Raw genomic sequence first — 14,624 nt, forward strand, 5'->3', positions numbered from 1 at the left:
AGATAAATCGAAAAAGGGTGGTTAAATGACGAATTCAGAAAAAATGCTATCAGCATTAGAAGATAACGATTTAAAACAAGCAGATGAGCTTTTCCAAAAGGCTTTAAAAGAAGACGATCCAGAAACGTTGTACAGTTTGGCCGAAGAACTCTACGCAATGGGTTTCTTGGAACAAGCATCGACAATCTATCAACAATTATTAGCGCAATTCCCAGATGAAGATCAAATTCGGACGACGTTGGCCGATATTGCGGTCAGCAATGGCCAATACGACGACGCTCTTAACTTACTGACGGATATTACGCCGGAATCTAATGCATACGCAGAAAGCCTGTTAACGGCAGCTGACGTGTACCAAACGATGGGCTTGCCAGAAGTCAGTGAACAGAAGTTATTGACGGCGCTGCGCCTTTATCCCGACGAACCAGTGATGCAGTTTGCGCTTGCCGAATTGTACTTTGAAATGGGGGAATACGGTAAGGCGGCTAACTACTACGAAGCCTTAATTGACCAAGATGTGATGGAATTGGGTCAAGTTAATATTCAAAAACGTTTGGCAACAAGTTATGCCAGCAGCGGTGCTTTTGAAGAAGCACTCCAAATCTACGAAACAATGACCGTCGAATTCTTAACGGAAGACGATCAGTTCCAAATGGGCTTCTTGTACTTACAAATCAAGGATTATCAAAAGGCAATTGAAATTCTCACGAAGCTTCAATTAGCTGATCCGCAATATACATCGCTTTACGTTTACCTAGCGACAGCCCAAGAGGCTCAAAATGAGCTTCAAGAAGCGCTCACGACCGTTCAAACCGGAATTGGCTACGATATGTATAGTGAGGTCCTCTATCAAAAGGGGAGCGATTTAGCCCTCCAATTAGGTGACGACCAAGTTGCGGAACAAATGTTAAACAAGGCTTTAGAAATTAATCCAGATAATATGGGTGAAATCAGTGCCTTGAGTCAAGTTTATCGCCGGCAAAATCGTCATGCAGAAAACGTGGCCTTTGTGCAAGAAGCAATTGCCAATCATAAACCAACGGCTGAACTTTATTGGTCATTGGCACAATCACAATTTGCGATTGAAGCATTCGACGATGCACGTGATAATTATTTGCTCGCTTATCCGGAATTAAAGGATAATCCAGAATTCTTACACGACTTAATCCTATTCTTCCAAGAAATGGCGCAAGTCCCAGAATTACTAGCGGCTTTGAAACAATACTTGCAATTAGTGCCAAATGACCTTGATATGCAGACCCTCTATGATGATTATCAAACAATGCAATAATGCTTGAAAGCGTCCGACTATTACTTTAGTCGGGCGTTTTTTACGTCTTTAGTCGCGTTTAATCTCTCTATAAAAGTGTTACATTGAAGAGGAGTAGGGAATTCGAATTCATTTGGGGAGGATTTTATAATGACAAATACAGTACTTTCAGTTGATCAGTTAACACAGGTGGTACCAATTGGGCAGTCTGACCAAACGACAACCATATTGAAAAATATTTCGTTTAAGGTCCAAAAAGGAGAATTGGTGAGCATTGTGGGACCCTCTGGATCCGGTAAGAGTACGCTATTATACAGTATTTCTGGGATTACGAGGCCAACAAGCGGCACCGTGACAATTGCAGGGGTTAATCCGTATCAATTGAAACCTAATCAATTAGCGGCTTTTCGTAGACAGATAATTGGCTTCATCTTTCAACAATATAATTTAATTCAGTCACTTCCTGTGTTTGAAAATATCGTTATACAGCAACGACTGAGTCATCAGCAACCGAAACGTTCTGAGATTGAACAATTACTGACAAAATTGAACTTTGCAGGTCAAATCGATGGTGCAGTTGAGACCTTATCAGGTGGTGAGCAACAAAAAGTCGCGATTGCCCGCACGATTCTAACTGATTGTGATGTGCTGTTTGCTGATGAACCAACGGGTGCGCTAGATTCGGTATCCAAATCGATTATTTTTACATATTTCAAAGAGATGGTTGCCAAAGGTAAAACGGTGATTATGGTGACCCACGATATTGAGTTGGCTAGTCAGACAGATCGTGCGATTGTATTAAAAGACGGTCAGGTTCAACAAATTGTGCCTGAACCGTCACTTGAGGCAATCTATGCAGCCTTGGATAAGGTGGTGTAAGCGATGTGGACGATCAGTTGGTTACAGTTAAAGCATTCCTGGCGTCAATGGCTAGCAACAATACCGGTTTTTGTAACGGTTGGTTTAATCCTCGGTTTTTGTTTAACGGGAATTGTGAATGTGGCGGAGTCGCAGCAAGTTGATCTATACGGTCAGAATACACCGCTCCCTATTTTTATCATGCCCATAGTTTTTGGTGGCATCACAATGTTAATCGTGATTAAAGGAATCGTGAACCAGCTTTTGGATCAGTTTAAAGCGGACTACCGAATGCTTGCGATTCTAGGTGCGACGGTCAATGCATTAGCCGCTATTTTGGGGATTCAAATCGGAATTGTTAGTGGGGTAAGTGCTCTACTTGGCGGAGTCATTGCTTTGCCGCTAACGCGTTTTTGTTATGTTTGGTTGCAGCAGATTGTTGGGCCCAAAATGTTGCCGAATATGTCGATTCATTTTTCGTTCATGGCACTTTTGTTAACGGTTATCCTGGCTAGTCTAATTGCTGGTAGTGGTGGTTTTTGGCATGCACGCCATCAACTAAAGGATGGAAATAAGCATCCCAGTCACCGGCGGCGGATCGTTTGTAGAATTAAGATGATTGTTTTGTTAATGGTCGTCATTGGATTAATCATTAAACTGGCGATGCAAATTATGACGTTAACCTACGTTGGGCAGTCTGAAAAAGTGATTGTCGGTCTCGGTAATTCTGTTGGTAATCTGAATCTTGTGTTGTTCTTACTACTGATTCTAATTACGCTTACCGGGCAAACAGTATTAAAACTAGCTAGCCGAGGTCTCTATTGGCTAGGTGCTAGAACGCTCTTTTTAAACTTGGCAGCTCACGATATTGACTATGCTGTTAAAAAATATTTACCGTTGTATACGCCAGTGACAATCATTGCGGTTTTAATAACAGGGATGTCGGCAATTATGTGGAATATACCAGCCTATACAAATACCACAAGTGCCAACAATGAGCGATTAGTGAATTTCATTTTGACAATCGGTTTATATTTAGGCGCCCCTTTGTTGATTGTTTTAGCAAATGTGTTGGCGACGATGTTAGTCGCAAAGGAGGATAATGACCAACAGATGCGCCAATTACAGTTGCTTGGTTTAACGCAACAACAGTTATTGCTGACACAACAATTGAACGTCGTAATCTTAGTAGGGGTTAGTCTTGTAGCGAGCCTACTTGCAGGGGGCTTAGTTTGGGGCTTGACGATTCATGTCGGGCGAACCATTTTGCACCAAGCGCCCATTTCAATGTCAGCTTTGCTGGCTGGACCGTTCTTGATGGCAAGTAGCATGTTTTGTTTACTAACGATTGTGAACGTATTCCGCGTTTATCATGGGAATTGGCTAACCAAAGAATAAAAAGACAGCTGTTGCTTTTTGCAACAGCTGTCTTTTATTTGTTTTGATTGAGAGTAAGGATATCCTGTGCCCAATCGCACCATTCTAATTCGGTGGCACAAACCATTAAGCGGCGTTTCAAGATGAGGTAGCGGCCCAAATTCTTCTGTTTTTCGATTGAATCTGTAATGGCGTCGTATTCTTGCGTTTTATGTTGGTATTGTTTTTGTGTTTTTTGGTAATGGTGACGGCGATCTTGAAGTAAAGAGGTGGCCTGTTCTTGGTTGAATAAAGCAATGACATACACTTTAGCTAAAAATTCGTCACGTTGAGTAGGGACGTTTGTTTCTTCTTGGAACCAGTCAGCAACTACGAGTTGCCCTTCAGGTGTTAAGTGATAAATTTTTTTTGCTTGTGAATGGCATCGGTTTCGACTGATACGTAGCCTTGTTCATGAAGTTTATTCAAAGCTGTATAAATTTGACTATGGTGTGCTTCCCAAAATAAATTAATATACTGCTTTAGCTCATAACCACTGCAAGGTTTACGAACTAACATACATAATAAAATATAGCTGAGTGTACTCATCTTGTTTCACCCTTTAATCAATTAATTATTGCCCAGTATAACATACTTTTCTTTCACAAACATGTCATTAATTCATGTCAAAAATTAGTGTCAAAATTGACACGTTTTAAAATCTAGTGTACTTTATATAAAGAGAAAGAGAGTGATATGTTAATGGAGAATCAAAATAAAGGGCTGCGATCAGCGTATGCCTTAGCTTTTACGTGTATGGTCGCTTTTATGGGGATTGGCTTAGTTGATCCGATTTTAAAAACCATCGCGGTTAAATTGAACGCGACACCTGCGCAAACAACGCTATTATTTACGAGTTATATGTTGGTGACAGGGATTATTATGTTATTTACCGGTTTTATTTCGACTAGAATTGGTGCCAAAAGAACAATTAGTATCGGTTTAATTATTATTGTATTATTTGCCGCTTTGGCAGGTCGTTCACAGACAATCTCACAATTAATTTCGTTGCGGGCCGGTTGGGGCTTTGGAAACGCATTGTTCTTATCGACGGCGTTAACGGCAATTGTCAGTGTGATGCCTGAAAAAACGGAACAAGCCATTATGTTATACGAAGGTTCAATGGGAATCGGAATGGCAGTTGGTCCGTTAGTCGGTGGGGCGCTGGGGAGTTTTTCTTGGCGTTTTCCGTTTTATGGCGTAGCAATCTTAATGTTTGTCGCTGCGATGACGATTGTCTTTTTATTAGAACCAATTGCCAAACCAGTTAAAAAAGCGCGCTTTTTTGCCGGCGCGGTTGCCTTAAAAAATCATCGCCTCCGCTCAATCGGAATTATTGCATTGTTGTATAACTTTGGCTTCTTTACAATTTTAGCGTACGCACCCTTTTTATTAGTTGGGCTCACTGAAATGCAAGTCGGGTTTGTTTTCTTTGGCTGGGGAATCTTACTCGCCATTGCGTCCGTTTTTGTGGCACCTCGCTTAGAACAAAAAACGAATACGTTAATGACATTGTTGATTGGGTTGGGCTTTTTCCTCGTTTGCTTAGTAGTGATTGGGATTAATGCTGATCAACCAGTCCTAGTGGCCTTTGGCGTGATCATCGCTGGCTTCTTCCAAGGCTTAGTCAATACGCTCTTAACAACGGTTGCGATGGAAAATAAGACGATTGAACGTAGTGTCGCATCGTCTGCCTACAGTTTCATTCGGTTTACCGGTGGGGCCATTGCGCCTTTTGTCGCTGGTAAAATTGCTGAAAAATGGTCAGCTCACTGGACATTTTACTTCGCAGGCTTGATGATATTAATAGGGATTTTATTCGTTCTTCGCAATCAACAGTATTTCATAACGGCGGAGGAAGAAGAAAAAGAAATCGAAATGATCGACGGTAAAGAATTACTATAAATTGAAGACCCTTCAGTTAGTGTTATCTAACTGAAGGGTCTTTTTTGATGTCCAAACGGTTCAGATTTTAAAAAGGCAGAAAGAATGAAGCGCAATTTTTTGACAACGCTTTCTTGAGCTTGATAACATTAAAATGTAATATAAATGATAAGGAGTGGATATGATGAAGAAGCAATTATTGAAATGGACCATCGTTGGCTTTTGTTCAGTATTAGGTGTGACAGCATTAGGTGCCGGACAAGTTAGCGCACACGGGTATATCACATCCCCAGGTAGTCGAGCGTATTTAGGTAGTAATGCGTTCACAAATGATACCGGTCAAAAACCATTGAACACCAATGTTGGTCAAGTTCAATACGAGCCACAAAGTATTGAAGCCCCTAAGAATACATTTATCGATGGAAAATTAGCGAGTGCTAATATCAGTTCATTTTCGAATCTTGATGAACAAACGAGTACGAGATGGCATCAAAATCAAGTTAAATCAGGCGCATTAACGATTAAGTGGCACTTAACGGCACAACATAAAACAAGTACGTGGGATTACTACTTAACCCGCCCAGGTTGGAATCCAAATCAACCGCTAAGTATTTTAAACTTTGAAAAGATTACTTCGATTGATGATCAAGGAAAGTTACCAGCCAAAGATGTTGCACAGACGATTAATATTCCAACCGACAGAAGTGGCTATAATGTGCTGCTGGGTGTTTGGAATATTTCGGATACAGCAAACGCATTCTATCAAGCGGTGGATTTAAATATTACGAAGTAAGGAAATTGGGGTTATTAAGAACAAAGTGTGACAATTGTTTAAAAAAGAAATCAGAAAAGGCCGAGCAGTTATCTGCTCAGCCTTTTTTCGTCTATCTTATTTAATCTTTCGTTGGTGTCTCATACGTAAAGCCTTCTCCTAGCGCTTCATGGACGTCAATAATTGAAATGAAGGCTGTAGGGTCTTGGTGTTCAATAATTCTTTTGAGGTGGGCCACTTCGCTAGCGCTGACGACACAATAAATCATTTGACGCGATTGGTGTGAATAACCACCTTCAGCGTGTAAGAAAGTCACGCCCCGACCGGTTTGAGTCATGATTTGATCGGCAATCTTTTGATAGTGATCACTGACGACTAACAAGCCTTTGGCCGCATAGGTCCCTTCGAGTGTAAAGTTAACGACGCGGGAGAAAACGTACGATGCGATTAGGGTATACATCATGTGTTCGATATCGAGGTAACTGAGAGAAGCTGTTAAAACAAAAATATCAAAAATTAATAGGGAGCGTCCCATTTGAACACCACGCCGTTTTTCAATAATCCTAGCAATCACATCACTACCACCGGTTGTTCCACCGTAGCGGTAGATGATACCACTACCAAAGCCACCACACAAACCAGCAAGTAGCGCGGCGATAAAAATATCATGGTTTAAGTTAATGGTGACAGGAACTCGTTGCCAAATCCATAAGAAGACGGACATCATGACGGTACCGTAAATTGTATAGGCTAAGGCGCGTTTACCTAAAAATTTGTACCCAAGAATTACTAACGGGATATTTAAAATTAAAGTTGTATAGGCTGGATCAATATGAAGCCAATAGCGCACAATTAAGGTAATCCCGGTTAAGCCGCCTTCAGCTAAATGATTTTGAATGTTAATCGTAATCAAACCAAAGGCGTAAATCGCACAACCAATGGCAATCGCGATTAAATCACGAAGAGTGGTGGTCAAATTTGTTTTTTGTGTCATTTGTCATTCCCCCTTACTGTGGTACCTACTATTAAATATAGCACGGAATCGCTGTCATGACTAAGCCAATTAAGTTTAGCAAAGGATTGTGGTATGATAAATGGATAAAATGATGTACCAATAGTGATTAGATAAGAGGTTGAATAAATGAAATTAACGACTTTTGCGCCCGAATTTGCAGAAGCACTGCCAATCCTAGAACAAATTGAAGCAGCTGGTTTTGAGGCTTACTTTGTTGGGGGGAGTGTCCGTGATAATTTATTGGGCTTACCAATTCATGATGTTGATATTGCGACATCTGCCTATCCAGCTGAAATCAAACAAATTTTTAAACGGACTGTCGATACTGGGATTCAACATGGCACGGTCATGATTTTAGACCATGGCAATGGCTACGAAGTGACAACTTTTAGAACGGAAACCGGGTATCAAGATTTCCGGCGGCCTGATTCAGTAACGTTTGTCCGCTCGTTGGAAGAGGATTTGAAACGGCGTGACTTTACCATTAACGCCTTAGCGATGCGCGCAGATGGTGAAATCATCGATCTTTTTGACGGCATTGCTGATTTGAAGGCGCATAAAATTCGTGCGGTCGGTGTCGCCGATGAACGTTTCCATGAAGATGCACTACGGATGATGCGGGCAGTTCGGTTTGAGAGCCAACTCGGTTTTTCAGTGACTGAAACCACGCAAGCCGCTATTGAAAAGCACGCTGCCTTGCTTGAAAAAATTGCGATTGAACGCATTCACGTTGAATTTATGAAGTTGATGCAAGGGATTGAACGGCAAAATGGGTTACGGACGTTTATTGACACGGGCTTATATCGATATTGCCCGGATTTAGCTGATCAATTACCGGCTTTGGAACAATTGACGGCCTTACCAACGGAACAATTACATGATGAAAGTGCGGTTTGGTTAGTGGTGACCTATTTACTCGGGCAAACACCCGCACAAGCTGGCCGTTTTTTGAAGCATTGGAAGAGTGCTAATGATGTGATTGATGCGGTTAAAGCCGGTTTGGTCTTACTCCCTAAATTATTGACGGCAACTGCCGACCAATGGGACCTTTATCAAGCTGGTCAATCGGTGTTAGTGATTAGTCTGCAAATCGCACAATTGGTGACGACTGCGACAATTCCAACTGCTGACTGGTTAGAACGCTATGATCGGTTACAAATTAAGCAAAAAGCCGATTTAGCGATTAATGGTCAAATATTGATGCAAAATGGCTTCCAACCAGGGCCTATTTTAGGCAAAACACTAGCTATTTTAGAACGGAAAGTGGTCCTAGACGAGTTACCAAATACGACGGAAGCGTTACTAAAGGCCGCTAAATAAAAATGAACCACTTTTTCAAGACTTGTGTTAAAATAAGCATGTAAGCACATTCAGAAAGGGTGACATTGATGGCACAACACGTTTTTAAAGAATTGAAATTGTATTTTAGAAATGGTGACGCATGGACAATCAACCACAAGGAATTGAACGATATTTGGATTAGCCGGGTAACAACCAGCTATGGCCGAATTAACGGTGGCCCAATGCAAGAAATTCATCCATGTAAGAGTTTTAAAGCTGAAATCTTACCAGAAGCTGATCATGTTAAGAGTGAAGACATTAATACTGGCTCACTTGAAATGGGGATGTTTGGTCGCGCAACGAAGTATCAAGATATTGAGAAGTTAGACCTTATCTTTGAAGACGAACAAGATAAGAAACCACTTCAAATCTACTTCCCATTCAAGAATAAGGATACAAGCGGTTTAGATAACATTTATCAAACCAGCCAAATCTCACAAAAAAATGGTCATTTATACATCGTCATTGATGCTACAAGCTCAATTGCCGATGAATATCCTGAAATTTAATGACTGCATTAAAACCGATTCGATTATGAATCGGTTTTTTTAGTGATTTTTAATTGTCACCCGCCGGATTATTCGCTATGATTGAGAGAATGAAAGTAAAAGGTGAAAAATATTGCAAACATTAACAGCGACGAACTTAACGAAGACTTATGGCGAAAAAACGCTCTTTAAAGATATCTCATTTTTAATTCGCGAAGGTGATCGAATTGGCCTCGTTGGGATTAACGGGACTGGGAAGACGACGTTATTAAACGCGTTAACAGGCACTGACTCTTATGATAGTGGCCAGATTGAAACCCCTAATCAATACGCGATGAGTTATTTAGCGCAAAAACCGGTCTTTGATACTAATTTGAGTATCATGGCCGCTATTTTTGCCGGCCAAAATCCGGTGTTTAAAACGATTCAGAATTACGAACGTGTCTTGGCGGCCTATACGGCTGATCCAACGAATCCTAAGTTGCAAACGCAATATGAACAAGCTGATGCGCAGATGACGCAACAAGATGCTTGGACTGTGGATACCGATATCAAAACAATCTTGACGCAATTGCATTTAACTGACTTAGATCAACCGATTAATACGCTCTCAGGGGGCCAACAAAAACGGGTTGGTTTGGCACAAGCCTTGATTGAAAGCCCAGATTTATTAATCTTAGACGAACCGACTAACCATCTTGATTTTGATTCTATCGAATGGTTAGAAAAACGCTTAGCACAATACAAGGGCGCACTTTTAATCGTGACGCATGATCGGTATTTCTTGGATCGGGTTGCGAATCAAATTTTTGAATTGGACGCCGGTCAACTCTATACGTATACCGGGAACTACGAACAATTCTTAACACAAAAAGCAGACCGGATTGAACGCGAACAACAAGCCGCCCACAAACAACAACAACTCTATAAGCAAGAATTGACGTGGATGCGCGCCGGGGCTAAAGCTCGAACGACAAAGCAACAAGCGCGAATCAATCGGTTTAACGATTTGAAGGGCAATCTGACAACTGGACCGGATACTGCCGAAGTTGATATTCAAATGGGCCAATCACGTTTAGGCAAGAAGGTCTTGGAACTTAAAGACGCTAACTTAACACTTGATGCTCATCCTATCTTGAAAGATTTCAGCTTGTTAGTGCAAGCTAATGATCGAATTGGGATTACTGGGGTGAACGGTGCTGGTAAGTCTTCACTACTAAATGTTTTAGCTGAACGAATTCCGCTAGATAGTGGTGAATTGGTCGTCGGCGAGACGGTTAACTTGGGCTATTATACGCAACAAAATGAAGATTTGGATCTTGATAAACGGGTGATTGCTTACCTCCAAGAAGCCGGTGAAGAAGTTGTCGGTAAAAATGGGGATCGGATTAGTGTCACGCAATTATTGGAGCAGTTCCTCTTTGACCGGTCAACACATGGGACGTTAATTAAGAAATTATCTGGTGGCGAAAAACGCCGGTTGTATCTCTTAAAATTATTGATGCAACAACCAAACGTTTTATTATTGGATGAACCAACTAATGACCTTGATATCGGGACATTAACGATTCTTGAAAACTATCTCGAAAACTTTAACGGGACCGTCATTACCGTTTCTCATGACCGTTATTTCCTAGATCAAGTTGCTGATAAATTATTAGTACTCGATGGTCACGGCAATATTACGACAGAAGTCGGCTTGTTTAGTGACTACTTGGCTAAACAAAAAACAGCAACGACAAAGGTAACGGCACCTAAGCCCACACCTGAAGTCACTGTCGAAGCGGTTAAGGAACCAGCCGCTAAACATAAGTTAACGTATAACGAACAAAAGGAATACGCCCATATTGAAACAGATCTTGAAAAGCTAGATGAACAAATCGAAACAATCAAGACTGAGATGAATCAAAATGGTGCTGATTACGGTAAATTAGCCGAATGGCAAGCTGAGTTAGACCGTTTAAACCAAGAATTAGATGAAAAAATGGCGCGCTGGGACTACCTAAGCGAATACGCAGACTAAAGAAGTGCGTTCAGCCCGGTTATGTTCCGAGCACTAGCACGTTATTACAACTATCAAAAAGGGAGTTTACCATGTCAGAACAAGTATACCTCGATTTAGCACGGACAATCTTAGCAGAGGGTCACTACAAGGAAGATCGGACTAATACCGGTACTTATAGCCTCTTTGGCTACCAAATGCGTTTTAATTTACAAGAGGGTTTCCCTTTATTGACGACGAAGAAGGTGCCTTTTGGTTTAATCAAAAGTGAACTCTTGTGGTTTTTAAAAGGGGATTCGAACATTCGTTATTTATTACAACATAATAACCATATTTGGGATGAATGGGCATTTGAACGCTTCGTTAAAAGTACTGATTACACCGGTCCTGACATGACCGATTTCAGTCACCGGGCTCAAGACGATGCTGATTTCAAAGTTGTTTATCAAGAACAAATGCGCCTATTTAACGACCGGATCTTAGCCGACGAAGGATTTGCAAAACAATACGGCGAATTAGGTGATATTTATGGTAAGCAATGGCGTGCTTGGCAAACACGTTCAGGCGAAACCATTGATCAGATTAAAAACGTCATCGAAATGATTAAAACGAATCCCGATTCACGACGGTTGATTGTGTCTGCTTGGAATCCAGAAGATGTGCCTAGTATGGCTTTACCGCCTTGTCACACCATGTTCCAATTTTACGTCAACGACGGTAAGCTTTCGTGTCAACTTTATCAACGAAGTGGGGATGTCTTCCTCGGTGTACCGTTTAACATCGCCAGTTATGCGTTATTAACGCATTTGATTGCTCATGAAACTGGGCTTGAGGTCGGTGAATTCATCCATACTCTGGGGGATGCACATATTTATAGTAACCACGTGACCCAAGTGAAGACTCAATTGGCACGATCAATGCATGCTGCACCCAAATTATGGTTAAACCCAGATAAGAAGAGCATTTTTGATTTTGATGTTGCTGATATTAAAGTGGAAAATTATGAATCAGAACCCGCAATTAAAGCACCTGTTGCGGTATAGGAGGTAGCAGATGATAGCATTTTTATGGGCTGAAGATCAAAACGGCTTAATCGGTCAAGACGGACATTTACCTTGGCGCTTACCGAATGATCTAGCCAACTTTAAACGCGAAACGATTAACGAAGCAGTTATCATGGGGCGCAAAACGTATGACAGCTTACCTAAAAAGCCGTTACCCGGCCGACAAAACATTGTGATTACACGCCAAAGCGGTTTGACAGTTGCCAAAGACGTTTTAGTTTTTAATGAGCGCACACAACTGCTTGATTATCAAAGGGAACATCCTGCGCAAAAATTATTCATTATCGGCGGTGCTGATATCTTTAAACTTTTTGCGGCTAATGTCGACTATTTATACGTTACGAAGATTGCTGACAAGTTCCAAGGTGATGTTTATATGCCAACAATTGACTACACGCAATTTAAATTAATTTCGCAACAAGCAGGAACGGTTGATGAACGTAATCAATACCCACATACCTTTGAGATTTATCAAAGAATCACTAAATAAAAACACCTCAAGATACCCTGTGATTCGATTAAGCAGGGTATCTTTTTTTATGCTAGGATAAACAGTCGCTTTTTTTCTCAGTAACTTTTGCTGAAAAAATGGGCGTAGTTTGATATACTGTCTTATAGATATAATCATAGAAATAGCGGTCCGCATATGGGCCTGTTTCGAGATAGAAAGTGTGGCTGAAGTAGTAGTGGCTAATATTAAAATCGTAACGGATTCATCAATTCAATTAACACCAGAAGAAATTAAACAACATCATATTACGGTGATTCCGTTGACCATCATGATTGACAATACCGTCTATATTGATGGTGAAACAATCACACGTGATCAATTTATGACTGAAATGGCTAGTGCTAGTGCGCTTCCTAAGACGAGTCAACCAGCCATTGGTAATTTTATCGAAACATACGAACAACTAGCAGCTGATGGTAGTCAAATTCTATCAATTCATATGTTACGTGCGATTAGCGGGACAGTTGATACAGCACGTCAAGCTGGCGAAATGGCTAAAGCTGACGTCACTGTTATTGATAGTGATTTTACAGATCGTGCAATGGCCTTCCAAGTTTTAAAAGCAGCGGAAGTGATTGAAGCGGGCGGTTCATTAGAAGATGCCTTAGCAGCTATTCAAGCAGTTCATGACAATACGAAATTATACATGGGTGTCACAGACTTAACCAACCTTGTTAAAGGTGGCCGTTTAAGCCATGCAGCCGGGGTGATTTCAAGTTTATTAAACATCAAAGTAATCCTTGAAGTTGCTGATAGTGAGCTTAAGGTGCTCCGTAAAGGTCGCGGTATGAAGACTATTACGAAGTTCATTGATGAAATGGATGATGATCTCAGAAAGTTAAAAAATGTTAAAGCAATCGGTATTTCACACGCCGATGGTTTGGAACTCAGTGAAAAGATCAAGGCGCAATTACAAGCAGCCTTTCCAGCAATCGAAATTTTAGTACGAACCACTGATCCAGTCATTGCAACCCATGCGGGCGCCGGTGCTTTTGCAGTGATGTATTATACTGAAAACTAAGAAGTTTATGACTAAGGCTGGTTGACATTTATTTGTCCCAGCCTTAACTATTATCTAAAGAGATATGAGGATGCCAGATATGAAAAAAATACGACAATTGTTGATCGACCTAGGGATATTTGCCGGGGTATTACTCGTCGTCTTTATCGTTTGGCAGTTATTGACACCACGTCCAATGAAAGTACGTAGTCATCAAGAAAGTGTTCAGAAAACGAAAGTCGTTCAACCAAAGAAAGTCAAAAAAACACTGCATTTAGTAGCAGTCGGCGATTCATTGACCCACGGGGTTGGTGATGAGCAAAATAAAGAAGGTTATGTTTCGCGGATTGCTGCTAAAATTAAAACTGAAACGGGCCATCCTGTTGCAACCGAAAACTATGGTGTTACCGGTGATACTAGTGTTCAGATTGAAAAAAGGGTGCGCACGCAACCAACGCTACAAGCGAATTTAAAAAAGGCGGACATCATTACACTGACCGTCGGTGGCAATGATTTAATGGCGGTCTTACAAAATAACTTTTTGGATTTAGATCAAAAACAGATTACAGCCGGGCAAAAGGCCTACCAAACGCATTTGATGACGCTGTTTAGACAAATTCGCCAACAAAATCCAACGGCACCAATTTTCGTGATGGGGGTCTATAATCCATTTTACGTTTACTTCCCAGAGATTACGGGGATGTCAAAAGCCGTGACAGCGTGGAATAAGACAGTCAAAGAAGTTGCTAATGACTTTGAGTCGGCTTATTATATCAATAGCGACCGTCTTTTAACGCATGGTGACGGCCATTATGTGAAACAAACAAAATCGCTCGCTAAAATGGACAGTAGTAAACTGCAAAAAACACTTGCAGAAAACGAGCATCTCAATCCCTATATTAGCGACGACGATCATTTCCACCCTAATCAAAAAGGGTATCAACTCATCACCAACGCTTTTTGGCAACAGATGAATGCACACCAAAAAGATTGGACCAAGTAA

The 14,624-nt window shown here is 41.1% G+C and carries 15 protein-coding genes; 12 read left to right on the plus strand and 3 right to left on the minus strand.

What is annotated here, in order from left to right:
* Positions 1 to 25 precede the first annotated feature (25 nt).
* The 3 genes from LEUCM_RS07110 (at position 26) to LEUCM_RS07120 (ending at position 3,526) form a co-directional block, all read left to right on the plus strand.
* Positions 26 to 1,291 carry a tetratricopeptide repeat protein gene (locus tag LEUCM_RS07110; protein WP_025015759.1) on the plus strand — a complete coding sequence of 422 codons (1,266 nt, stop codon included), beginning with the start codon at positions 26 to 28 and terminating at the stop codon, positions 1,289 to 1,291.
* Between the two features lie 129 nt (positions 1,292 to 1,420).
* The gene (locus LEUCM_RS07115) at positions 1,421 to 2,149 is read left to right on the plus strand and encodes an ABC transporter ATP-binding protein (RefSeq protein ID WP_035148466.1); all 729 of its coding nucleotides are present in this window, start codon (positions 1,421 to 1,423) and stop codon (positions 2,147 to 2,149) included.
* Positions 2,150 to 2,152: 3 nt separating this feature from the next.
* Positions 2,153 to 3,526: an ABC transporter permease family protein gene (locus LEUCM_RS07120; RefSeq protein ID WP_056936412.1), complete on the plus strand. Its 1,374-nt coding sequence runs from the start codon at positions 2,153 to 2,155 to the stop codon at positions 3,524 to 3,526.
* Positions 3,527 to 3,560: 34 nt separating this feature from the next.
* Here the strand turns inward: LEUCM_RS07120 and LEUCM_RS10005 are convergent, their stop codons facing one another.
* Both LEUCM_RS10005 and LEUCM_RS10010 read right to left on the minus strand, forming a co-directional pair.
* Positions 3,561 to 3,812: a virulence activator alpha C-terminal domain-containing protein gene (locus LEUCM_RS10005; RefSeq protein ID WP_235803809.1), complete on the minus strand. Its 252-nt coding sequence runs from the start codon at positions 3,810 to 3,812 to the stop codon at positions 3,561 to 3,563.
* An 83-nt stretch (positions 3,813 to 3,895) separates the two neighbouring features.
* The gene (locus LEUCM_RS10010) at positions 3,896 to 4,093 is read right to left on the minus strand and encodes a PadR family transcriptional regulator (protein ID WP_309299999.1); all 198 of its coding nucleotides are present in this window, start codon (positions 4,091 to 4,093) and stop codon (positions 3,896 to 3,898) included.
* A gap of 153 nt (positions 4,094 to 4,246) precedes the next feature.
* Between LEUCM_RS10010 and LEUCM_RS07130 the strand changes: the two genes are divergently transcribed.
* Together LEUCM_RS07130 and LEUCM_RS07135 are read left to right on the plus strand one after the other, a co-directional pair.
* A complete protein-coding gene (locus tag LEUCM_RS07130) occupies positions 4,247 to 5,449 on the plus strand; it encodes an MFS transporter (protein WP_056936420.1) in 1,203 nt (400 codons plus the stop codon).
* 163 nt (positions 5,450 to 5,612) lie between these two features.
* Complete coding sequence (locus tag LEUCM_RS07135; protein WP_025015763.1) at positions 5,613 to 6,221, plus strand: lytic polysaccharide monooxygenase; 609 nt, start codon at positions 5,613 to 5,615, stop codon at positions 6,219 to 6,221.
* Between the two features lie 100 nt (positions 6,222 to 6,321).
* Here the strand turns inward: LEUCM_RS07135 and LEUCM_RS07140 are convergent, their stop codons facing one another.
* Positions 6,322 to 7,194: a YitT family protein gene (locus LEUCM_RS07140; RefSeq protein WP_025015764.1), complete on the minus strand. Its 873-nt coding sequence runs from the start codon at positions 7,192 to 7,194 to the stop codon at positions 6,322 to 6,324.
* Positions 7,195 to 7,341: 147 nt separating this feature from the next.
* Between LEUCM_RS07140 and LEUCM_RS07145 the strand changes: the two genes are divergently transcribed.
* The 7 genes from LEUCM_RS07145 (at position 7,342) to LEUCM_RS07175 (ending at position 14,624) form a co-directional block, all read left to right on the plus strand.
* Positions 7,342 to 8,535 carry a CCA tRNA nucleotidyltransferase gene (locus LEUCM_RS07145; protein ID WP_025015765.1) on the plus strand — a complete coding sequence of 398 codons (1,194 nt, stop codon included), beginning with the start codon at positions 7,342 to 7,344 and terminating at the stop codon, positions 8,533 to 8,535.
* A gap of 68 nt (positions 8,536 to 8,603) precedes the next feature.
* Entirely contained in the window at positions 8,604 to 9,065 is a 462-nt protein-coding gene (locus tag LEUCM_RS07150) for a hypothetical protein (RefSeq protein WP_011374705.1), read from the plus strand.
* 112 nt (positions 9,066 to 9,177) lie between these two features.
* Positions 9,178 to 11,067, plus strand: a complete 1,890-nt coding sequence (locus LEUCM_RS07155; protein WP_056936411.1) for an ABC-F family ATP-binding cassette domain-containing protein — start codon at positions 9,178 to 9,180, stop codon at positions 11,065 to 11,067.
* Between the two features lie 71 nt (positions 11,068 to 11,138).
* Positions 11,139 to 12,089, plus strand: a complete 951-nt coding sequence (locus tag LEUCM_RS07160) for a thymidylate synthase (RefSeq protein WP_025015766.1) — start codon at positions 11,139 to 11,141, stop codon at positions 12,087 to 12,089.
* A gap of 10 nt (positions 12,090 to 12,099) precedes the next feature.
* Entirely contained in the window at positions 12,100 to 12,600 is a 501-nt protein-coding gene (locus tag LEUCM_RS07165) for a dihydrofolate reductase (protein ID WP_025015767.1), read from the plus strand.
* 196 nt (positions 12,601 to 12,796) lie between these two features.
* Positions 12,797 to 13,642 (plus strand): DegV family protein, encoded by an 846-nt coding sequence (gene fakB, locus LEUCM_RS07170; protein ID WP_025015768.1) that lies wholly within the window; start codon positions 12,797 to 12,799, stop codon positions 13,640 to 13,642.
* Positions 13,643 to 13,721: 79 nt separating this feature from the next.
* Positions 13,722 to 14,624: an SGNH/GDSL hydrolase family protein gene (locus tag LEUCM_RS07175; protein ID WP_025015769.1), complete on the plus strand. Its 903-nt coding sequence runs from the start codon at positions 13,722 to 13,724 to the stop codon at positions 14,622 to 14,624.

Source organism: Latilactobacillus sakei subsp. sakei DSM 20017 = JCM 1157, from assembly GCF_002370355.1.
Lineage (GTDB): Bacteria > Bacillota > Bacilli > Lactobacillales > Lactobacillaceae > Latilactobacillus > Latilactobacillus sakei.